The sequence below is a fragment of the uncultured Aquimarina sp. genome (assembly GCF_947495315.1).
Classification (GTDB): domain Bacteria; phylum Bacteroidota; class Bacteroidia; order Flavobacteriales; family Flavobacteriaceae; genus Aquimarina.
In genome coordinates this window covers 214,593-235,234 of sequence record NZ_CANLYD010000009.1, presented here as the reverse complement: position 1 = coordinate 235,234, position 20,642 = coordinate 214,593, and the positions used below count along the sequence as shown (strand labels likewise).

Here is a 20,642-nt window from a genome sequence, read left to right as displayed (position 1 = left end):
GTACCTGATAATCCGTTAATAGAAAAACTAAAGGTATCTGCCTGGATATCGATATTGTTCATACTATAATTGGTTAATAAAGCATCAGCGGTATCCATCGCTTCTACGGTAGAAAAAGTACCCATATATGCATTATTGTAGGCAGCATCAAGACCTGCTCGAGTGCCTGGATCTGTAATTTTAGCATAAGTCCCATCCGCTTGATCAGGAAGTCCATGTACCTGACGAGAAACTACCCCGCCATAGTTCAGGTTCCATCCCAAACCTACCTTAGTAGCTAGCTGATTTACTTTGATCCCAGAAGCGTCATAGGTCATCGATATCGGTAGCGAAATACTTTTACCCGAAATCTGATGAATCGGAATCGAAATGTTAGGAGTACCTGTATATTGGTTTAATGGAATACTTCCATATTTAATAAAAGCCTGGGCTTCTGGAGAGTTAGGAATCGTAACTGCTCTGGAAAGCTCTGCTGTATAATCAAATGCAGTGTTGCCACCGCCATCATCTCCTAATTGCGCGTATCCCAAACTTGTGATCAAAAAAAGTGTGAGAAATAATGAAATGTTCTTCATAAAAAATACTATTTAATAATTGTTGCCTTACTTATTTTTTTAGATTGCTTACCCATCAATTTCTTAATGTGATTAAGAAATTTTCTAAGGTGAGTTTCTTCTCCCTACTTGTACGTGTCTTAGGAAAGAGAAATGTTACCTCTGTTTTTTGATTTTTTTTTGAGAATTCTATGAGATATGATTTTTTTTGTGATTTTGACTTTGGACTTCGAGACCTGTCCGTCTCTGGAAGAACCTCAGCCCTTACTTACTCATCAACTATATAGTACTCATTACTTTGTACTCCGTACTAACACATTACCAACTCTCCATATACCGGATCACTTTGTACCATCTTCTGTAAACGTTCTTTTATCATGCATTTCTTTTTACGAGCATATCCTTCTGAATACCCAGTGATATCAGCAATGTCACGATTACTTTTTTCTTCAAAAAATAACCTGAGTATACTTTTATTACTATTACTAAGGTTGTCAAAATGCTTGTTAAATACATTTTGCTGATGCTTTTTTGTAATTATATCCATTACAGAATCTGATGGATCTATAGCACTATCGGTAAGGAGTTCGTTATATTCTAACATTTGTTTTTTACGTAATTGATTTCTCCACATATTTTTACAAATTCCTATAAAATAGGTGTGAATAAATTTGTGTAGCTCCAGGTCACCAGCGCTAAGTTTATGATAGAGCAATACCAATGCATCCTGAAAGATATCCTCTACATCTTCTGTAGTACCGTTATATTTTAGAATCAATCTTCTTGCCGCTGGCAGATTCTTTTTATAAAATACCTTGAGCGTTTGGTGATCTCCAGCTATGATTCCAGCAATTATTTTTTGATTTTTTGTTGCGTTCATTTTTATTTCTCCTTACTTATTTTATTTGTTAGATTATTATGCTTAGGACTGAGCGAAGCCGAAGTCCTCAAACTGTAACTTATTCTGACCCATGAGCTGTTACACCGAGCCTGTCGAAGTTGTAATCGAAGGGGAAATCTTGTTCGGGGCTTCGGTACCTGTCCGCCTCAGGAGGAACCTCAGTCCTCATAAATTCCCTTTTAAGGAGATGACAAAAAGTGTTTTACTCTCCATACACTTATTTCTGACTACTTTGCACTCATTACTATTTTTAAACATAAACATAAGTAGGTGTTCAGATTTGGAGTGCGGCATTAGGGAGTACTTCGACAATACTTCAACAGGCTACCATTGACGTTTTTTTTAAACATTTGATTATCAATATTTTAATTTTAACCTCATCGAGTGTTTTATGGAGAAGCATCGCGTAGTTATAAAATGTACTTCGATAAACTCAGCAGAACTATCAAGATGTAATTGAAGCTATCTTCATTAATTAGGTCTCGATACAATCCGCTAAGGCGAATCACTCGACCAGACGGCAGCACAAATATGATATACACTAATGTCAGTTTAAACACTGGATAAAATTTTTATTGGATGTCTCAGTATGACAACTCAGTGTGCCAAATCAATTCTTTTGCCTGTTTAAGTCTATACTTGATAAATTGCAAGGGGGTAGCCCCTTAGCAAACTACCTCTAGGTATTATTTTACGACCTAAAGCTTCTGTTGTAAGGCTTACCAACCCATTTCTGATAGGTGTATACCCTTAGGATATGGCTTTGTTACCCTACTTGGATGGGGGTAGCCTCTTACATTTTGGTCTTTGATGCCTGATAAGAAGTCCTCTAGGTAGTTTCGAAATACCTAGAGGTACTTCTGTAAGACCCAGAGGTCTTATTATGAAGGCTTGGGGTTATTCTGATTCTTTTTTTTCAGTAGTATCTCCTGTGGGAGTGTTTTTAAACAATACCCGCATATCCTCATATACCGATTTGGCTCCAGGTTCGTTTTCTCCAGCCAGAAAACGCATCATACGATAAAAACTTAGTGCATTGGTATAATTATCGTGATCTAGTAAAGTTTTGGTATCTACCAATTGTTGGGTAAGGTTTTCTAAGAGTTGCACGCGGCCTTCTACTTGCTCGCGCGCTGCGTAATCGCTATCAAATTCTGGTTTATCTAAGAAACGAGGAATCCAATCGGGATGTTGCTCCATATAGTTCTTTGCTTTGTCTACGATGAGTTTGTTTTGGTTAGCGATACGGCCGTATTGGCGACGCTGATCTGGAGTAAGATTTACAGTCTTGCCCTGTAAGAGTTGTCGGATACCAGCTAAATGTCCATCTAGTTGTGTTAGTTCTTCTTCTGTAAAACTGATACTGATAAGGTTTTCTAATGCCATATTTTTTTGTTTTTATTTGCTACTAAATTGCCCTTTAGCTTCTCCCCTTTTAGGGGGAGATGTCCGTTAGGACAGAGTGGGCTACTCACTAGTTACTCCTTGTCGTAAGTGAACTTATTGGTCTTACGTTTTGCCAAATGTATCGATGAAATTTGTATAAATACAAGCGCTATAACCCGTAATTCATGAAAACATGGTAAAAGAATTATTGGTTAAGTTATTGAAAATAAGGAGGTTTGTTTTTTGTTGAGTTTACGCTTTTTACTACTGCAAAAAAAGTATCTTTGAGGGATAAAATAGATTGTTAATATCCAAATCTACATTGAAAACTAATATTGCCATTTCTTTTTTTTATTGGTTATTACTATACTTTTTGTTTAGTAATATTTGTTCTGCTCAGGAAACTAATGTGATTGTACCAGATTCATTACACTCTATGAATTATGAAGAACTGGATAGTAAGTATAACACTGTAAAAAGAAAAAATCCCCAAAAAGCAACGATATACGCCAGAACTTTTCTTAATAGAGCTAAAAAAGATAAAGATAGAATTAAGCAAGCAGATGGCTATTATATGCTTGCCGGATTACATAAGGATTCTATACGAATAACCTATATAGATACAATCATAAACTTGACAAATGAACTAAAGGCTTCTAAATATCCTGCAGAAGCATATTTATTTAAGGCAAGAATTTTTGGGGCACAAGGACAGTATCAATTATCAATGAATGAAGTGATTAAAGCAAATAAGTACGCTAATATTAATGGAAATATTGACCAACAATATAGAGCTAAGTATTTTATTGCTTTGTTAAAAGATAATTTGGGGGAATATCAGGAAACTCTAAAGTTATATAAGTCAATTGAGGAATACCGCAAGGAAAAATACAAAAGAGATACAAGTTATAAAAGTGAATATTTAATGTCAATGTTTGCACTGGGTGTTTCATATAATAATAATAAGTTATATGATTCTGCATATCAAATAAACAAAAAAGGTTTAGAATTATCTCTAAAAACTAAGGATAGCTTATCGTATGACAGATTTTTATTGGCTTTGGGAGATTTTAATTTTTTTAAAGTTGGATATACTTCTGCGTTAGATAGTCTAATAAAATTTAAAAAACTGTATGGTGTTAATAGTGGCAATAAAATCAATCAAGTCAATATTACGGCCTCAGATTATCATTTGGGTTTGATCTATAATAAAAAGGAAGAAATAAAAAAATCGATTATATATTTGAAAAAAGTAGATTCGATCACATTTGCCTCGAAGAATTTTTTTCCTTCTTTTAGTGGAGCATATGAAATATTAATTACTTATTATAAAAAGCAAGGGAATAAGGAGAAACAGCTGTATTATATCAATAGATTATTGGCTTTTGATAGTGTCATAAAAAAAGATACTAGATATTTATCTAATAAAATTAATAAGGAATACGACACTCCGTTATTATTATCCGAAAAACAAAAACTCATCACTTCTCTAGAAGCCTCAAAAAAGAGAAGTAATCACTGGATGCTTGGGTTGGTAGCGCTTATTACTATTGCCATAGGAATAGCCGTTTTTAATTACCGTAAAAGAAATGTATATCAACAAAGGTTTCAGGGATTGCTGGATCAGCAGTTTAAAGATCTGATACCAGAAAAAACATCCGGATATAAAAAACCACAAGAAATAGGGATTTCTGAAGAAGTAGTAAATGCAATTCTTAAAAAACTACAAGCGATGGAGGATAACCATAAGTTCTTGACTACAAATCTTACGATTACTTCTTTATCTAAACAACTAAAAACCAATCCTAATTATCTTTCTAAAATTGTGAATACGTATAAGGGTAAACGTTTTGGTCAATATATTAATGAGCTACGTATTACTTATGTGATAACGCGATTACAATCAGATCCTAAATTTAGAAAATATACTGTAAAGGCAATTGCACAAGAAATAGGTTTTAATAGTCAGGATGCATTTTCTAAAGCGTTTTATAAAAACACAGGGATACATCCATCCTATTTTATTAAGGAGTTGGAGAAGAAGGAAGTTGATTATTATACTTTTAGATCACTAGGTGCTTATGAAGACTGAGGTTCTCGAAGTCTTCTAAACTATAGATAATACAAACAAAAAAACCCAGCCTACATCAGTAAACTGGGTTTCATTTTTATTGTATCACTTCTCCATCTTTATCATGGAAATGATATTCTAAATACGTGTAAGCGTCTCTAGGTATTACTTTTACCCATCTTTTATGGTCGATAAACCATTTAGATCGGGTGGATGGAAATCCTTTAGTTAAAAAAGCTGCAATAAAAGGGTGCGCGCTAAGCGTTAACTTTTTATGTTCTTTTTTAATTAGTTTTTCTAAATCGACCTTTATTTTGTCTATTAAACCTATAGGCGCCTCAATTTCGCCATTTCCTCCGTTAGGATTATCCTCACGGGTCTTAATATTCATTTCAGGTCGTACACGCTGTCGCGTTATCTGAATCAAGCCAAACTTACTTGGCGGTAAAATTTTGTGCTTCGCCCTGTCGTCTTTCATCTCTTCACGTAAGTGATTGAAGAGCGTTCTGCGGTTATCAGCATTATTCATGTCTATAAAATCGACTACAATAATACCTCCCATATCTCTAAGACGTAGTTGGCGGGCTACTTCGGATGCACTGATTAGGTTGACCTCTAGAGCAGTGTCTTCTTGGTTTTTGGCTTTGTTAGATCGGTTTCCACTATTTACATCAATGACGTGCATTGCTTCAGTGTGTTCGATTACAAGATAAGCTCCCTTACTCATGGAGACTGTTTTACCAAAACTTGTTTTGATTTGTCGTTCGATACCGTGTTTTTCAAAAACAGGTACATTTGACGTGTGTAACTTTACGATTGATTCTTTTTTTGGTGCAATTTCTTGCAGATAATCTTTGATTTGGTTGTAGAGATCTTGTTCGTCTACAACAATAGAAGTGAAAGTATCATTAAAGACATCTCGTAATATGGAGGATGCTCTATTCATTTCACCTAAAATTTTTGATGGATGGGGTGCTTTGTATAATTTTTTACACATTGACTCCCAGCGTTCCACTAGATTTTGTAAATCTCTATCTAGTTCTGCTACTTTTTTGCCTTCTGCTACAGTACGCACAATAATTCCGAACCCTTTTGGTTTAATACTTTTTACCAGTCTTTTTAGACGTTCTTTTTCTTCTGATGATTCTATTTTTTGTGAAATAGAAACTCTGTTAGAAAAAGGTACTAAAACAATATATCTACCAGCAATCGATAGCTCTGAGCTAATTCGAGGGCCTTTTGTAGAAATAGGTTCTTTTACTATTTGTACCAATAGCGATTGATTTGATTTTAACACATCTGTAATAACACCGTGTTTATCAATATCGTTCTCAAAAGGAAAATCCTTTAGAGAATAATCTCTTAATTTACCTGTGCTTACACGTTTAATGAATTTAAGTAAAGAAGATACTTGAGGACCTAGATCATGATAATGCAAAAAAGCATCTTTCTCATAGCCTACATTAACAAATGCGGCATTAAGACCAGGGACAGCTTTGCGGATCTTGGCAATAAAAATATCACCTACTGCAAAATTACTGTCGTCTTCTTCCTTATGTAATTCAACTAGTTTTCCATCTTTTAATAAGGCAAAATCAGTAGAGGAACCAGATCTAATGATCAATTCTTTGTTCACTCTGATTAGATTTTTATCCACCTCGATATGTTCGAGACAGATGGATTAAACAAATTTTATTCACAGGAATTTTAATAATTCCGTTGAAACAAAGTCTTATAAAGGTAGAGATATAAGATACTCTATTTCGATTTCAAAGAACATTCTTAAATAGAAAAAGTAGTTAGAAAACTACTTTTTCTTGTGGCGATTAGCTCTTCTTCTCTTTTTACGCTTGTGCGTAGCTACCTTGTGTCTTTTACGTTTCTTACCACTTGGCATAGTTGCGTCTGTTTATTGATTATTAATTTTTTTACTTAACTTCTACGTTAGTTTTTACACCTTCCACAAATACTTTCGCCGGCTTAAAAGCAGGAATATTATGTGCAGGTATTTTGATTGTAGTGTTTTTAGAAATGTTACGACCCGTTTTTTCAGCTCTTGTCTTGATGATAAAGCTACCGAAACCTCTTAGGTATACATTATCTCCGCTCTCTAAAGAACTTTTTACTTCTTCCATAAAGGTTTCAACAGTTGCCTGAACATCTCCTTTTTCAATTCCTAGTTTTTCTGAAATTTTTGCTACAATATCTGCTTTAGTCATTATATTACCTATTTAGGGGTTTTTAAATTTTCAAGGGGGCAAATATAGCAATTTAAATTCCAAAATATCAATACTTAAGATGAAATTATCATCTTTTAAAGGTTTAATTTTACAAAACTTACAATTTCATTATGATTTTCCCTAAAAAACTCATTTCGTGGTACTTAGAAAACAAAAGATCGATGCCCTGGAGAGAAACTACCGACCCATACCGCATTTGGTTAAGCGAAATTATACTTCAACAGACAAGAGTTGCACAAGGATTACCTTATTATTTGTCATTTACCAGTCAATATCCCACTGTTTTTGATTTAGCAAATGCAGAAGAAGAACAAGTGCTAAAATTATGGCAAGGACTAGGTTATTATTCCAGAGCCAGAAACTTGCACACTACTGCAAAACATATAGCAAATGATCTTAATGGTATTTTTCCTTCTACTTATAAGGATTTGTTAAAGCTAAAAGGTGTTGGTGATTATACGGCTAGTGCTATTGCTTCTATATGTTATAATGAGGTTGTTCCTGTAGTGGATGGAAATGTGTATAGAGTGTTATCCAGATATTTTAATATTGATACTCCTATTAATAGTACGCAAGGTGTTAAAGAGTTTAAAAAAATTGCTTTTGAGTTTATAGACCCTGAACAACCGGCGACGTATAATCAAGCAATTATGGAGTTTGGGGCGTTACAATGTAAGCCTCAGAGTCCATATTGCATTGTCTGCCCGCTTAACGATAGTTGTGAGGCTTTAAAAAAAGGAACTGTTGCCTCTTTGCCAGTGAAGCTCAAAAAATTAAAAGTTAAGAAACGATATTTTAATTATTTGATATTTTCTATAAAAAACCAACAAACAATTATTAGACAGAGGATAGGTAAAGGAATTTGGCAAAACTTATATGAATTCCCTTTAATAGAAAGTGATAATGACGTAGACCTTTCTTATATAAAGGATCATGATGTTTTTAAAAGTTTGATGGATGCTAAATCGTATGACATTACACTTTATAAAGATGAATTTAAAATTCATAAGCTTTCTCATCAACACTTATATACTCGTTTTTATGTTATAAAAATGGATGAAAAACCAGAAATGAATGGTGAATTAGATCTAGTAGAAATAGAGAAAATTCACGAATATCCGGTTCCGATATTATTAGGTAATTTTATAGATAGCTTTTTTTAGGTATGATGCTTTTTTATTACATTTACTATAAATAATATAGAGTATGTCTGGAACGTTGAATAAAGTAATGCTTATTGGCCACACGGGTGATGAAGTAAAGATGCATTATTTTGAAGGAGGGAACTGTATTGGCAGATTTCCACTGGCAACTAATGATTCTTATGTGAATAAAACTACTGGAGATAGAGTAACTTCTACAGAATGGCATAATATTGTAGTGCGAAATAAAGCAGCAGAAATCTGCGAAAAATACCTTAAAAAAGGAGATAAAGTATATATCGAAGGTCGCCTTAAAACTAGAAAGTGGCAAGATGATCAAGGAAAAGATAGGTATAGTACAGAAATACAGTGTACCGATTTTACATTTTTAACTCCAAAAACTGAAGGTCAGCACTCTGAAATAGTTGCAGAAAAACAACCAGATGTAAATAAGCCATCTGTTGATAATTCGCAATCGGTTTCATCTTCACCCACAGAAATGGAAGAAGATGATCTTCCGTTTTAATATGTTTAACTAAACAGCTATAATTTGGACCCTGATCCTGAACCATTGTTTATATTATTATTTGCTTTTGATTCTATGCAGGCAATTAATTTGCTTGTCCTTATATTACTATTGATTTGTTCTGCCCTCATATCTGGTAGTGAAGTTTCATTATTTTCATTGAATCCTTCAGATCTAAAGACAGAGGGCGAGGATGCCACTGTCAATCAAAAGATAATTTCAAAATTACTTAGTAATCCAAAGAAACTGCTAGCCACAATACTTGTAGCTAATAACTTTATTAATATTGCCATAGTGTTGCTTTTTGATACACTTGGGGAGATTTATTTTAAGGATCTCGATATTGTTTTATGGGATAAAATAAACGTGAGATTTGTGGTAGAAGTGATTGTTGTGGCTTTTCTTATATTATTATTTGGCGAAATACTACCGAAGATATATGCGAGTAGAAATAACGTGAAATTTGCTAACTTTATGGCGCGACCATTAAGAGTGTTGGATTGGATTATTACTCCTATAAGTTTGCCGATGAGAAGCATAACCATACGTATTCATAACAGGTTGGGTAAACAGAAATCGAATATTAGTGTGGATCAATTATCACAAGCGTTAGAACTAACTTCGGATACTGATACAACTTCAGAAGAGAAAAAAATTCTGGAGGGGATTGTGTCTTTTGGGAATACAGACACCAAACAGGTTATGAAACCGAGAATTGACATTTTTGCGCTAAATCAAGACATGGAATATGCTGAAATTATTCCAGAAATTATTGAAAATGGATATTCTCGTATTCCAGTATACCGAGATAGTATTGATAAAGTAATAGGGATTCTTTATGTAAAGGATTTATTGCCTTATATCAATCATAAAAACTTTGATTGGGTAGTTTTGGCAAGGGAGCCTTATTTTGTTCCGGAGAACAAGAAATTAGATGATTTATTAAATGATTTTAAAGACAAAAAAAATCATCTGGCTATTGTAGTAGATGAGTATGGTGGAACAAGTGGATTGATTTCATTAGAAGATATTATTGAAGAAATTGTTGGGGATATTAGTGATGAATTTGATGATGAGGATTTGATATTCTCTAAGCTAGATGATAAGAATTATGTTTTTGAAGGAAGAACCTCACTAAAGGATTTTTATAAAGTAGTTAAGTTAGAAGATCATTCTGTTTTTGAGAACAAAAAGGGAGATGCGGAAACTATTGCTGGATTGTTATTAGAGATATCCGGTAGCTTTCCAAAAATAGGAGATATAATTACAGTAGAGTCATATACTTTTAAAATAGAATCCTTGGACAATAAACGAATTAAAAGGATAAAATTAACGATTAATGAAGGGTAGACTAAGTAAATTTATAGTAGGAATTCTTGTATGTGCTTTGTGTTCTTGTGGAGGAGAGACGTTGCCCAAACCCAAAGGAATGCTAAGACTAGCTTATCCTGCTCCAAAATATGAACAGGCCTTGCTGGATTGCTCTTATAATTTTGAAAAAAACAATATTTCCGTGTTCGAAAGAGCAAAAAATAGTAAGAGATGTTGGTACAATATAAAGTATCCAAAGTTAAACGCTACTATATATATATCTTATTACGATGTAAATAATAATCTGGATTCTTTATTAAGAGATGCACAAAATCTTACACAAGAGCATGTTATTAAAGCAGATGGGATCCAACAAAAAGATTTTGTATACCCCGAAAAAAAGGTTTATGGAACGGTATACGAAGTAACAGGAAATGCTGCTTCTTCTTGTCAGTTTTATGTAACAGATAGTGTTAATCATTTTGTATCTGGTTCCGTTTATTTTAAGGTGAAACCAAACTATGATTCTATTCTTCCGGCAGCAAAATACTTACGAAATGATATTATTCATTTTATGGAGACTGTTCAATGGAAAGAATAACGCTAAACGTTAGTTAATTTTTATACATACTACGTCGTTACTTTCATAATTTTAGTGATTTTTGCAGCTTATAAAACGGTACATGCAAAACGCAAAACTAAAATGGATATACTTGGTTGTACTATCACTGGTGTGGGGTAGTTCGTTTATTCTAATCAAAAAATCATTGATAGGCCTAACTCCAATGCAATTGGGGGCTTTAAGAACATTATTTGCCGCCGTTTTTTTGTTTCTGATTGGTTTTAGAAGTATGAAAACTATTAAGAAAAAAGAATGGAAATGGATCATTATTTCTGGTTTTTTAGGCACATTTGTTCCAGCATTTTTGTTCGCATTTGCAGAAACCGAAATTGATAGCGGTATAGCTTCTGTTCTTAATTCTACTACACCTCTGGTTACGCTGATTTTAGGAGTGTTAGTCTTCTCTATTCGTTTTAGTCGAAATCAATTAATAGGAGTTGTTGTTGGATTAATTGGTTGTTTAGCATTAATATGGGAAGGGGCTTCAATACATCCTAATCAGAATTATTGGTATGCATCCTTAGTGCTTTGTGCCTCTGTTTGCTATGCGACCAATGTGAATATTATAAAACGATATATGCAGCAAATTTCGCCTATGGCAATTGCAAATGGTAATTTTATTGTGTTAGTAATTCCTTCGCTTATTGTATTGTATTACTCTGATTTTTTTGATGAGAAAGTAATTGCAAATTCCGCTATGCACACAAGTTTGATTTATATATCAATTCTTGCAGTGGTAGGAACCGGAATTGCTAAGGTTTTGTTTAATAAATTAGTACAAATAAGTAGTCCTGTTTTTGCTACTTCAGTTACCTATACAATCCCGATAGTAGCTTTGATGTGGGGATTACTGGATGGCGAGGAGTTTTCCTTTTATCAGGTAATTGCAGCCGGAATTATAATTTTAGGAGTTTATATTGCAAATCGCAAAAAAATAAAGGTCCGTTCTTAGATGAATGGAGCCTAATTGTGCTATTTTTTAGATTAGATTTGAAATCTTCTTTTGTTTTTCATTAGAATAATTTTGTTCATTGAATTTGGGCGTAAGATTGCATTTTGTTGTGATTTTAACGAAAAAGAAATATGAAGGGCTAAATGCCTTATTTATAATAAATTAACAGTTTTTTAAGCCTGAAAACCGCTAATAATCCATAAATTTCTGTTAAATCCAAATAATAGAAATTATGAAAAAGTCTACAATCCCTGTTAAATATGGCGTTATGATTGCAATTGGACTGATTGCTTATTTTTTAATTTTGTCATTAATTGGAGTACAAACTAATCCTATTTTTAGTCTAGGTAATGGAATCATAGTGGCATTTGGATTATATAAAGCTCTGAAAGATTATAAGCTTGAAAAAGGAAGCACTTTTGAGTATCAAAAGGGTTTTATGGCCGGATTATTTACAGGGTTTAATTCAACACTTATTTTCACCATTTTCTTTGCTATTTATGTCACTAATATTAATACTAATTTCTTGCCAGAAATGCTTGCCAACTGGAGTTCTCACTATCACGTAGGTGTAGGAATCGTGGTTTTTGTGGCAGCTATTATGGGTTTTGCAACTACATTCGTACTAACCCTTTCTTTTATGCAGTTATTTAAAGACAGTTGGAATATTAAAAAAAAACATAATTCGAATCCCATAAAGGCGTAAAATGTTTGTCAGTTAATTAATTAGCAGTATATTTGCAACCGCTTATTTGATAAGCGATAGTTCTTTAGATATAAAAAATTAATTAAACGTTACGCTATGTACGCAATTGTAGAGATAGCAGGGCAGCAATTTAAAGTTGCGAAAGACCAAAAAGTTTTTGTTCATCGTTTAGCAGGAGAAGAAGGAGACAAAGTTTCTTTTGACAAAGTTCTTCTTACTGCAGATGGAGATAAAGTTACTTTAGGCGCCCCGGCTATAGATGGAGCTCAAGTAGGAGCGAAAATCACGAGACACCTTAGAGGTGATAAAGTTATTGTTTTCAAGAAAAAGAGACGTAAAGGATACCGTGTTAGAAATGGTCACCGTCAATCTCTAACTGAAATCATAATCGAAAGTATAGTAGCCTCTGGAGCTAAGAAAGCTGCTCCTAAAAAGGAAACTAAAAAAGCTGCACCAAAAGCTGAAAAGAAAGTAGAAGCTAAAGCTGCTGCTCCTAAAAAGGAAGAAGCTCCAAAGAAAGCTGCTCCTAAAAAATCAGCTAAAGCGGATGATCTTAAAAAGATTGAAGGTATTGGACCGAAAATCGCTGAAACTCTAAAAGCTAATGGTATCGTTACTTTTGCTGATCTTGCAAAAGCTGATCCAAAACAAATTGCTGAGTTTATTAAAGATGTTCGTGGAAATCACGTTCCTGATACTTGGCCAAAGCAAGCTGAAATGGCTGCTGAAGGTAAGTGGGATGAGTTAAAAGAATGGCAAGACAAATTAGACGGCGGGATTGTAAAATAATCTCGTTATTATTAACGATATAAAACCTTAAGAAAATGGCTCATAAAAAAGGAGTTGGTAGTTCTAAGAATGGTAGAGAATCAGAATCGAAACGTTTAGGTGTTAAGATTTTTGGTGGACAAGCTGCCATCGCTGGTAACATCATTGTAAGACAAAGAGGTACAGCACACAAACCAGGTGAGAATGTTTACGCTGGTAAAGATCATACACTACACGCTAAAGTTGACGGTATGGTAAAATTTACTAAAAAGAAAGATAATAAATCTTTTGTTTCAATAGTACCATTTGAAGCATAAGTAAACTTCCTTTGTATTATTAAATATAAAACTCTTTTCAGGTTTACTTGAAAAGAGTTTTTTTGTTTAAATTAACCTTGTTAAATAATTTTCCATGAAAACAATAATACCCAGAGTTGTATGTTGTCTAGTTTTTTTACTAATTACAACAACCGTAGTATCACAAGATATACCTAAATATGACTATTTAGAGATTATCGTAATACAGAAAGCTAATAATAGCGGAAGAGTTAAAAGAATAAAGGTTCAAGAACAAAAATCATTAGAAGGAAAGCAGATAACAATCAAGCAACTAGAGGATTTAGAAGGAACTTCGGATTTGCTAAACTATATGAATACTGCTAATTGGGAATTTGTAGATCGCCAATCTATAGTTTCTGAAGAAAATGATCCAGTATGGATGAGTTATATTTTTAGGAAGAGGAAATAGGGTAAAAAAATCCCTCACTTTTTTGGTGAGGGATGATCTATATTCTAACAGCGAAGCGATCTAAACATCTAGAAGCGCCAGCAGTCTAACTTTAGTATCTGTAATGTTCAGGTTTAAATGGCCCATCTACAGTTACACCAATATACTCAGCTTGATCGTTACGTAATTCAGTAAGTTCAACTCCGATTTTAGCCAAGTGTAATTTTGCTACTTTTTCATCTAAATGTTTTGGTAGCATATATACATCATTGTCGTAGCTTTCGCTGTTTTTCCAAAGCTCAATTTGTGCTAAAGTCTGATTTGTAAATGAATTACTCATTACAAAACTTGGATGACCCGTGGCACAACCTAAGTTTACTAAACGACCTTCAGCAAGAATGATAACATCATTTCCGTTCACATTGTATTTGTCAACTTGAGGTTTAATAGTATCTTTAGTATGTCCATGATTTTTGTTTAACCAAGCCATATCGATTTCATTATCAAAATGCCCGATATTACATACAATAGCTTTGTCTTTTAAAGCTTCAAAATGATGACCTTGAACGATATCTTTATTTCCTGTTGTAGTAATTACGATATCGCTATTTCCTATAACCGTTTCTAGTTTCTTTACTTCAAAACCGTCCATTGCAGCTTGTAAAGCACAAATAGGATCAATTTCAGTTACGGTCACGATACTTCCTGCACCTTTAAAAGAAGCAGCAGTACCTTTACCAACATCACCATATCCACAAACAGTTACTCGTTTTCCGGCTAACATAATATCTGTTGCACGACGAATAGCGTCTACAGCACTTTCTTTACAACCATATTTATTGTCAAATTTAGATTTCGTAACAGAATCATTAACATTAATGGCTGGCATTGGTAAAGTTCCGTTTTTTACACGCTCATATAAACGGTGAACTCCTGTAGTAGTTTCTTCAGATAAACCTTTGATTCCATCAGCTAGTTCTGGGTAACGATCTAAAACCATGTTTGTTAAATCTCCACCATCATCAAGAATCATATTTAATGGTTTACGATCTTCTCCAAAGAATAAAGTTTGTTCGATACACCAATCAAATTCCTCTTCGTTCATACCTTTCCAAGCATATACCGGTATACCTGCATCTGCAATAGCAGCAGCAGCTTGATCCTGAGTAGAAAATATGTTACAAGAACTCCATGTTACTTCTGCACCAAGAGCCTGTAATGTTTCTATTAACACTGCAGTTTGAATAGTCATATGAAGACAACCTGCAATACGAGAACCTTTTAGAGGTTGCTCATCTTTATACTCTTCTCGAAGTGACATAAGACCTGGCATTTCAGCTTCAGCTAGTTCGATTTCTTTTCTTCCCCATGCAGCTAATGAAATGTCTTTCACCTTGTAAGGAACATAAGGTACTGTTTTGGTACTCATAGTATCTGTTTTATGTTTATGAAGTGCAATAATTTTAGTATTTCGCACTAAATTATTCTAAATTCGTCTACTGAAAATCATGCTACTGGTTCCTGATTTTCAGTTTGCAAAGGTACATAATAACTTTAATATTTCACATGCCTCTTTACAAAACTATAACAGTCGATCAAAGTACTAACATATTGATTTGGAAGATAGAAGAGTCTTTTGACGCTCTTTCTGAAGGGATTCAGTTAACGAATCATTGTCAAAATAGAGTAGATAACATGAAATCTGATATGCACAAGCGAGGTTTTATGAGTATTAGGCATTTATTAGCAATTTTTGGGTATACGGATCATGATTTATACTATGATGATTTTGGAAAACCTCACCTAAAAGATGGGAAACAAATTTCGATAACACACTCTTATGAATATGCAGGAATAATTGTTAGTGATAAACTTGTAGGTATCGATATTGAGAAACAGCGCGAAAAAATTCATCGGATTGCTCATAAATTTGTGGAATCAGAACAAGAATTTGTAAGTAAATATGAAGAGGAGGAAAAAACACGTGTACTAACAGTTATTTGGGGAGCCAAAGAATCTTTGTATAAATTATACGGAACTGCTGGATTGAGTTTTGAGCAGAACATTCATATTATGCCGTTTGATCTAAACATGCCATTTACTGCAGGTAGTATTCATCATAACGATAACATAAATCATTATGATATTACTTTTGCAGAGTTTGATGGTTTTACCTGTGTATATGCACTTCCATATGAATTGTGATAATTTTTAAGCCACGAATACACGAATATTTTATGGGACATATAATACATAAAAAAGAAAGTTACGAGGTGTTAGGGGCTTTGTTTGAAGTGCATAATAATTTGGGAGGAGGGTTTTTAGAAATTGTTTATGGAGATGCACTTGAGTGTGAGTTTAGAGCAAGAGGAATTCCCTTTGAAAGAGAGAAACGATATGATGTTTACTATAAGGATGTTGTTTTAAAACATCATTTTTATACTAATTTTGTGGTTTATAACAAGATTGTTCTGGAAATTAAATCTGTGAAATACACACATGAGGTGCATATCGCGCAATGCTTAAATTATTTAAAAGTTTCAGGAAATAAGTTAGCGATTCTTGCTAATTTCGAATCTGAAAGATTAGATTATCAAAGAATTGTTTTATGACAATTTGAAACTTAGTTTTTGAATGTTATACGGAGTTAATTATGCAAACAATAAGAGAGTTGTAAAAAAACATTCGTGTATTCGTGGCAAATAAATATATATGCAAATATCAATAGAACTAACACTTACTCCTTTACAAGATGATTTCGAACAACACATTATTCGATTCATAAAAAGGCTGCGAAATTCTGATTTTACAGTCTTAGAAAATCCATTAAGTACTCAAATATATGGAGAGTATGATAAGATGATGCCCTTTCTCACAGAAGAAATTAAGAAGGCATTTGGAGATATGGAACACGTTTTAGTATATATGAAAATGGTAAAAAGCAATAGAAGCGACTATGAACCAAATTTTTGATTTTCTCTTTGGTCAATATACAGAATATTCAATACTAGATATTTCTCTAGAAATTACTGCAGTTTTATTTGGAATTGCAAGTGTTTTCTTTGCTTGGTTTAATAAAATATGGGTGTATCCTACGGGTTTGGTAAGTACATCTATTTATGTATACTTACTTTTAAAATGGTCCTTATTAGGTGATATGATGATAAATGCCTATTATTTTATAATGAGTATTTATGGCTGGTATATTTGGACAAGAAAAATTGATGAAACACATACTACTCCTATCTCCAGAACAAATTCCAAGGAAAAAATCATAGAAATAACAATTTTTATTGCAACATTAATTTTTGTTTATATTGTATATAAAACATTTGATAAATGGAATGACTGGACAGCTTATGTGGATACATTGACAACAGCTATATTTTTTGTTGGTATGTGGCTTATGGCTAAAAGAAAAATTGAAAATTGGATTTTCTGGATAATAGGTGATGTCATTTCTATTCCTTTATATTTTTATAAAGGATTTACTTTTACCAGCTTTCAATATTTGATTTTCACAATTATGGCAATTCAAGGGTATTTAGCATGGAAGAAAAGCTTAGACAAAACGCTAGTAATAGCATAAAGATAGTATTGTTTGGTCCAGAATCAACAGGTAAAACTACCTTGTCTAAACAATTAGCTAAACATTATAATGCTTCTTGGGTGCCAGAATATATGCGAGAGTATCTTCAGAAGAAATGGGACACTGATAAAGAAGTATGTACATATGAGGATTTGATTCCAATTGCTGTGGGACAAATGAGATTAGAAAATAAAATCATAAAAGAATCAGACAGAATCTTATTTTGCGATACGAATCTTCTTGAAATCAAAGTGTATTCTGAAGCATATTATAATGGATCGGTTCCTGAAATCATACGTAAATTTTCATTAGAAAACAGCTATGATTTGTATCTTTTAACTTATATTGACACACCATGGATTCCTGATGATCTAAGAGATAAACCATATCAGAGAGAAGAAATGTTTTTGCGTTTTAAAGAATCTCTGGAGCAAAACAATTGTAATTACATTACATTAAAAGGAGATGCTGAATTTCGTTTTAAAAAAGCAATAAAGACTATTGATCAATTAATAGAGAAGTAACGTGAATATTACCGATAAAGATATTAAGCTGATTACATCCAAAGGCTTAACTGTAGAAAAAGTATTAGGACAGATAGAGACATTTAAAAATGAAATTCCTTTTGTGGCATTAAGAAGTGCTGCTAGTCTTGATAATGGAATTTTAAGATTTTCTGAGCACTACCAGACCGAATTGACTAAGTTATATGAGTCTAGGTCTTCTGGTCTGGACACGATCAAATTTGTACCTGCTTCTGGTGCTGCTACCCGAATGTTTAAAGAATTATTTAAATTTTTGGATAACTATGAGTATGAAAAAGAAAGTTTAAACTCGTATACTAATCACGAAAAGGCAAATGCTATACGACTTTTTTTAATAGGCTTAGAAAAATTTCCTTTTTATGATATCGTAATGCAAAGAATAAAGAGTTCTTATCCTAATTTTGAATCCTTATCAGAAGGAAGACAGCTCTATATTTTTATAGAAATGATGCTAAAAGAAAAAGGGTTGAATTTTGGAGTATATCCAAAAGGATTACTGCCTTTTCATAAATATACAAATAGTATATCTACTTCTTTTGAAGAACATTTGTTTGAGGCTGCAGGATACAACAAAAATGTTACAGGAGATTCTAAGTTGCATTTTACAATTTCCAAAGAACATCTCGATGCATTTAAAGATGAATTCGAAAGGATCAAGAAAAAAGTAGAAGAAAAAACAGATACCAATTTTATAATTACGTATTCTTTTCAAAAACCAGAAACGGACACCATTGCAGTTGATAAAAATAATGAGCCGTTTAGAATGGAAGATGGTTCTATATTATTTAGGCCAGGAGGTCACGGAGCATTGATTGAAAATCTAAATGATCTGGATGCGGATATCGTATATATTAAAAATATTGACAATGTTGTAGTTCGTAAATATCAGGATGAGGTATCGGGATATAAGAAAGTACTGGCAGGTAAATTAATTGAAATTCAGGATGAAGTTTTTAGAATATTAAGTACTATTGATAAAAATATTCCATCAGAAGCTGAACTAAAAGATATCAAGAAATTTCTGGTACAGCAGCTTAATGTGAGGTTACCTTTGGATTTTGATAAGTTTTCGGAAAAATATAAACTTCAATTTCTTAAAGAATCATTAAACAGGCCTATTAGAGTATGTGGTATGGTAATTAATGAAGGAGAACCTGGAGGAGGTCCTTTTTGGGTAAAAAGAGAGAATGGGAGATTGGTTTTGCAGATTATTGAAACCCCACAAATAAATATAAAAGATAATAGACAACGAGATATTTTAAAAAGCGCAACTCACTTTAATCCTGTAGATCTAGTTTGTGGTATTCGTGATTACAAAGGAAATAAGTTTAATTTACTTGATTTTGTTGATCCGGATGCCGGTTTTATAACAACGAAATCTCTTAACGGACAGGTATTAAAAGCATTAGAGTTACCAGGGTTATGGAACGGTGCAATGGCTAATTGGATTAGTGTTTTTGTAGAAGTACCATTAACTACATTTAATCCTGTGAAAACAGTAAATGATCTATTAAAGTCAGCACATCAAGTAAAACTTTTTTCGTGAATGTTTCTCTTATCATAAATGAATTGAAGTTCAAAGCCATTAGAAGTTCTGGTGCCGGTGGTCAGCATGTTAATAAAGTTTCTTCTAAGATAGAGCTTAGTTTTAATGTAATAGACTCTAAAGGTATTACTGATGAAGAAAAGTTACGAATTACCAATAAGTTAAAATCACGAATTACTAAATCAGGCGAATTAATTTTACAATGTGGAGACACAAGAAGTCAACACAGAAATAAGGAACTTGTAATTAGTAGATTTTTAGAGATTATAAAAGCAAGTTTATATATACCTAAACCAAGAAAGGCTTCTAGACCCTCTAAGTCTTCTATTAGAAAACGTTTGGAAAACAAAAAAAGACAAGCGTTTAAAAAATCTAATCGTAAAAAACCTCTAATGTAATTATCTCTTCTAAAAAAGTGTGTATAATTTCTACACTTTTATGTGGAATCTACAGATTTCCACAGATTTCTGATCTAAAATAAAATATTTAAACACTTGTAAATCAGTAGTTTGTTGCATTTTTTTATCTATTTACTTTTTGGAACAATTATTCCTCTATATATAATCGTAAAACAGGTGTTTACAATTATAATCAAATGAAAAATTTACAAATGATCATCGCAATAGTAGTCAGTATTATATCAGCCCAAGGAGTGTTAGCACAAGATGAGTTGGCTGAGAATGATGGATGGGAGTTTATGGATTATGAATATGAACTGCAGGAATATACTGAAATTGAAATCGTGGAACTACCAATGACAATTCAGGATGCGGCTGCAAGAGATTTTGAGAGCTTACGTATTTACAAAGCATATATTTCTAAGGATAATTCATATAAGATTGTTCTTAAAGGTAAAGATAACTACACAAAAGTTGTATTTGCTAGCGCTAATGGCGAATGGATAAAGCCAGACGACAAATCTTAAATCTAGGGGTAGAAAAGGATATCGTTTTGCAACCAAAAGACGATATAAAGTTGTTTAGTGCTAAAAAGAGACCCAATCCCAAGGGTCTCTTTTTTATTTTTTATGTTTCTTTTATGTTAGAGAATAATTAAA

General features: G+C 33.0%; 23 protein-coding genes and 1 pseudogene. 18 read left to right on the top strand and 6 right to left on the bottom strand.

The window, feature by feature from the left end:
• The 3 genes and pseudogenes from Q0910_RS16990 to Q0910_RS16980 form a co-directional block, all read right to left on the bottom strand.
• A pseudogene (locus tag Q0910_RS16990) lies at positions 1-575 on the bottom strand (hypothetical protein); the annotation flags it as partial.
• A 289-nt stretch (positions 576-864) separates the two neighbouring features.
• Positions 865-1,434, bottom strand: a complete 570-nt coding sequence (locus Q0910_RS16985; protein WP_299218997.1) for a sigma-70 family RNA polymerase sigma factor — start codon at positions 1,432-1,434, stop codon at positions 865-867.
• 918 nt (positions 1,435-2,352) lie between these two features.
• Positions 2,353-2,841, bottom strand: coding sequence for a hypothetical protein (locus tag Q0910_RS16980; protein ID WP_299218996.1), 489 nt, complete (start codon positions 2,839-2,841; stop codon positions 2,353-2,355).
• A 322-nt stretch (positions 2,842-3,163) separates the two neighbouring features.
• Here Q0910_RS16980 and Q0910_RS16975 point away from each other — a divergent pair, with 322 nt between their 5' ends.
• Positions 3,164-4,933, top strand: a complete 1,770-nt coding sequence (locus tag Q0910_RS16975; RefSeq protein WP_299218995.1) for a helix-turn-helix transcriptional regulator — start codon at positions 3,164-3,166, stop codon at positions 4,931-4,933.
• Between the two features lie 76 nt (positions 4,934-5,009).
• Here Q0910_RS16975 and Q0910_RS16970 read toward each other — a convergent pair whose 3' ends face one another.
• Together Q0910_RS16970 and Q0910_RS16965 are read right to left on the bottom strand one after the other, a co-directional pair.
• Entirely contained in the window at positions 5,010-6,548 is a 1,539-nt protein-coding gene (locus Q0910_RS16970) for an Rne/Rng family ribonuclease (protein ID WP_299218994.1), read from the bottom strand.
• 292 nt (positions 6,549-6,840) lie between these two features.
• A complete protein-coding gene (locus Q0910_RS16965; RefSeq protein WP_024768281.1) occupies positions 6,841-7,131 on the bottom strand; it encodes an HU family DNA-binding protein in 291 nt (96 codons plus the stop codon).
• A 131-nt stretch (positions 7,132-7,262) separates the two neighbouring features.
• Here Q0910_RS16965 and mutY point away from each other — a divergent pair, with 131 nt between their 5' ends.
• The 9 genes from mutY to Q0910_RS16920 all read left to right on the top strand — a co-directional run bounded on the left by mutY (position 7,263) and on the right by Q0910_RS16920 (position 13,926).
• The gene (mutY, locus tag Q0910_RS16960; RefSeq protein WP_299218993.1) at positions 7,263-8,315 is read left to right on the top strand and encodes an A/G-specific adenine glycosylase; all 1,053 of its coding nucleotides are present in this window, start codon (positions 7,263-7,265) and stop codon (positions 8,313-8,315) included.
• Positions 8,316-8,358: 43 nt separating this feature from the next.
• Entirely contained in the window at positions 8,359-8,820 is a 462-nt protein-coding gene (gene ssb, locus Q0910_RS16955) for a single-stranded DNA-binding protein (protein WP_299218992.1), read from the top strand.
• A 24-nt stretch (positions 8,821-8,844) separates the two neighbouring features.
• The gene (locus Q0910_RS16950; RefSeq protein ID WP_299218991.1) at positions 8,845-10,170 is read left to right on the top strand and encodes a gliding motility-associated protein GldE; all 1,326 of its coding nucleotides are present in this window, start codon (positions 8,845-8,847) and stop codon (positions 10,168-10,170) included.
• Positions 10,160-10,732, top strand: coding sequence for a gliding motility lipoprotein GldD (gldD, locus tag Q0910_RS16945; RefSeq protein WP_299218990.1), 573 nt, complete (start codon positions 10,160-10,162; stop codon positions 10,730-10,732). The genes Q0910_RS16950 and gldD overlap by 11 nt, the downstream gene beginning before the upstream one ends.
• Before the next feature lie 82 nt (positions 10,733-10,814).
• A complete protein-coding gene (locus Q0910_RS16940) occupies positions 10,815-11,705 on the top strand; it encodes an EamA family transporter (RefSeq protein WP_299218989.1) in 891 nt (296 codons plus the stop codon).
• Between the two features lie 232 nt (positions 11,706-11,937).
• Complete coding sequence (locus Q0910_RS16935) at positions 11,938-12,411, top strand: DUF4199 domain-containing protein (RefSeq protein WP_299218988.1); 474 nt, start codon at positions 11,938-11,940, stop codon at positions 12,409-12,411.
• A gap of 96 nt (positions 12,412-12,507) precedes the next feature.
• Positions 12,508-13,200, top strand: a complete 693-nt coding sequence (gene rplU / locus Q0910_RS16930) for a 50S ribosomal protein L21 (protein WP_299218987.1) — start codon at positions 12,508-12,510, stop codon at positions 13,198-13,200.
• Positions 13,201-13,235: 35 nt separating this feature from the next.
• Positions 13,236-13,496 carry a 50S ribosomal protein L27 gene (gene rpmA, locus Q0910_RS16925; RefSeq protein WP_299218986.1) on the top strand — a complete coding sequence of 87 codons (261 nt, stop codon included), beginning with the start codon at positions 13,236-13,238 and terminating at the stop codon, positions 13,494-13,496.
• A 94-nt stretch (positions 13,497-13,590) separates the two neighbouring features.
• On the top strand, positions 13,591-13,926 hold the full coding sequence (locus Q0910_RS16920) for a hypothetical protein (RefSeq protein WP_299218985.1): 336 nt from the start codon (positions 13,591-13,593) through the stop codon (positions 13,924-13,926).
• A 91-nt stretch (positions 13,927-14,017) separates the two neighbouring features.
• Here Q0910_RS16920 and ahcY read toward each other — a convergent pair whose 3' ends face one another.
• Positions 14,018-15,334 carry an adenosylhomocysteinase gene (gene ahcY, locus Q0910_RS16915; RefSeq protein ID WP_299218984.1) on the bottom strand — a complete coding sequence of 439 codons (1,317 nt, stop codon included), beginning with the start codon at positions 15,332-15,334 and terminating at the stop codon, positions 14,018-14,020.
• A gap of 137 nt (positions 15,335-15,471) precedes the next feature.
• Between ahcY and Q0910_RS16910 the strand changes: the two genes are divergently transcribed.
• The 8 genes from Q0910_RS16910 (at position 15,472) to Q0910_RS16875 (ending at position 20,510) form a co-directional block, all read left to right on the top strand.
• The gene (locus tag Q0910_RS16910) at positions 15,472-16,110 is read left to right on the top strand and encodes a 4'-phosphopantetheinyl transferase superfamily protein (protein WP_299218983.1); all 639 of its coding nucleotides are present in this window, start codon (positions 15,472-15,474) and stop codon (positions 16,108-16,110) included.
• Between the two features lie 32 nt (positions 16,111-16,142).
• On the top strand, positions 16,143-16,517 hold the full coding sequence (locus Q0910_RS16905) for a GxxExxY protein (RefSeq protein WP_299218982.1): 375 nt from the start codon (positions 16,143-16,145) through the stop codon (positions 16,515-16,517).
• 100 nt (positions 16,518-16,617) lie between these two features.
• A complete protein-coding gene (locus Q0910_RS16900; RefSeq protein WP_299218981.1) occupies positions 16,618-16,878 on the top strand; it encodes a hypothetical protein in 261 nt (86 codons plus the stop codon).
• Positions 16,862-17,494: a nicotinamide riboside transporter PnuC gene (gene pnuC, locus Q0910_RS16895; protein WP_299218980.1), complete on the top strand. Its 633-nt coding sequence runs from the start codon at positions 16,862-16,864 to the stop codon at positions 17,492-17,494. The genes Q0910_RS16900 and pnuC overlap by 17 nt, the downstream gene beginning before the upstream one ends.
• The gene (locus Q0910_RS16890; RefSeq protein ID WP_299218979.1) at positions 17,455-18,018 is read left to right on the top strand and encodes an ATP-binding protein; all 564 of its coding nucleotides are present in this window, start codon (positions 17,455-17,457) and stop codon (positions 18,016-18,018) included. Before pnuC ends, Q0910_RS16890 begins: the two co-directional genes overlap by 40 nt.
• Position 18,019: 1 nt before the next feature.
• The gene (locus tag Q0910_RS16885) at positions 18,020-19,585 is read left to right on the top strand and encodes a DUF4301 family protein (protein ID WP_299218977.1); all 1,566 of its coding nucleotides are present in this window, start codon (positions 18,020-18,022) and stop codon (positions 19,583-19,585) included.
• Entirely contained in the window at positions 19,582-19,983 is a 402-nt protein-coding gene (gene arfB / locus Q0910_RS16880) for an alternative ribosome rescue aminoacyl-tRNA hydrolase ArfB (RefSeq protein ID WP_299218975.1), read from the top strand. The genes Q0910_RS16885 and arfB overlap by 4 nt, the downstream gene beginning before the upstream one ends.
• Before the next feature lie 212 nt (positions 19,984-20,195).
• Complete coding sequence (locus Q0910_RS16875; protein ID WP_299218973.1) at positions 20,196-20,510, top strand: hypothetical protein; 315 nt, start codon at positions 20,196-20,198, stop codon at positions 20,508-20,510.
• Positions 20,511-20,642 lie beyond the last annotated feature (132 nt).

Excerpts from the sequence above, each read along its gene's own strand:
- Q0910_RS16985 (WP_299218997.1), bottom strand. The coding sequence starts at position 1,434 with ATGAACGCAACAAAAAATCAAAAAATAATTGCTGGAATCATAGCTGGA.
- Q0910_RS16980 (WP_299218996.1), bottom strand. The coding sequence starts at position 2,841 with ATGGCATTAGAAAACCTTATCAGTATCAGTTTTACAGAAGAAGAACTA.
- Q0910_RS16965 (WP_024768281.1), bottom strand. The coding sequence starts at position 7,131 with ATGACTAAAGCAGATATTGTAGCAAAAATTTCAGAAAAACTAGGAATT.
- mutY (WP_299218993.1), top strand. The coding sequence starts at position 7,263 with ATGATTTTCCCTAAAAAACTCATTTCGTGGTACTTAGAAAACAAAAGA.
- ssb (WP_299218992.1), top strand. The coding sequence starts at position 8,359 with ATGTCTGGAACGTTGAATAAAGTAATGCTTATTGGCCACACGGGTGAT.
- gldD (WP_299218990.1), top strand. The coding sequence starts at position 10,160 with ATGAAGGGTAGACTAAGTAAATTTATAGTAGGAATTCTTGTATGTGCT.
- Q0910_RS16940 (WP_299218989.1), top strand. The coding sequence starts at position 10,815 with ATGCAAAACGCAAAACTAAAATGGATATACTTGGTTGTACTATCACTG.
- Q0910_RS16935 (WP_299218988.1), top strand. The coding sequence starts at position 11,938 with ATGAAAAAGTCTACAATCCCTGTTAAATATGGCGTTATGATTGCAATT.
- rplU (WP_299218987.1), top strand. The coding sequence starts at position 12,508 with ATGTACGCAATTGTAGAGATAGCAGGGCAGCAATTTAAAGTTGCGAAA.
- rpmA (WP_299218986.1), top strand. The coding sequence starts at position 13,236 with ATGGCTCATAAAAAAGGAGTTGGTAGTTCTAAGAATGGTAGAGAATCA.
- Q0910_RS16920 (WP_299218985.1), top strand. The coding sequence starts at position 13,591 with ATGAAAACAATAATACCCAGAGTTGTATGTTGTCTAGTTTTTTTACTA.
- ahcY (WP_299218984.1), bottom strand. The coding sequence starts at position 15,334 with ATGAGTACCAAAACAGTACCTTATGTTCCTTACAAGGTGAAAGACATT.
- Q0910_RS16910 (WP_299218983.1), top strand. The coding sequence starts at position 15,472 with ATGCCTCTTTACAAAACTATAACAGTCGATCAAAGTACTAACATATTG.
- Q0910_RS16905 (WP_299218982.1), top strand. The coding sequence starts at position 16,143 with ATGGGACATATAATACATAAAAAAGAAAGTTACGAGGTGTTAGGGGCT.
- Q0910_RS16900 (WP_299218981.1), top strand. The coding sequence starts at position 16,618 with ATGCAAATATCAATAGAACTAACACTTACTCCTTTACAAGATGATTTC.
- pnuC (WP_299218980.1), top strand. The coding sequence starts at position 16,862 with ATGAACCAAATTTTTGATTTTCTCTTTGGTCAATATACAGAATATTCA.
- Q0910_RS16890 (WP_299218979.1), top strand. The coding sequence starts at position 17,455 with ATGGAAGAAAAGCTTAGACAAAACGCTAGTAATAGCATAAAGATAGTA.
- Q0910_RS16875 (WP_299218973.1), top strand. The coding sequence starts at position 20,196 with ATGATCATCGCAATAGTAGTCAGTATTATATCAGCCCAAGGAGTGTTA.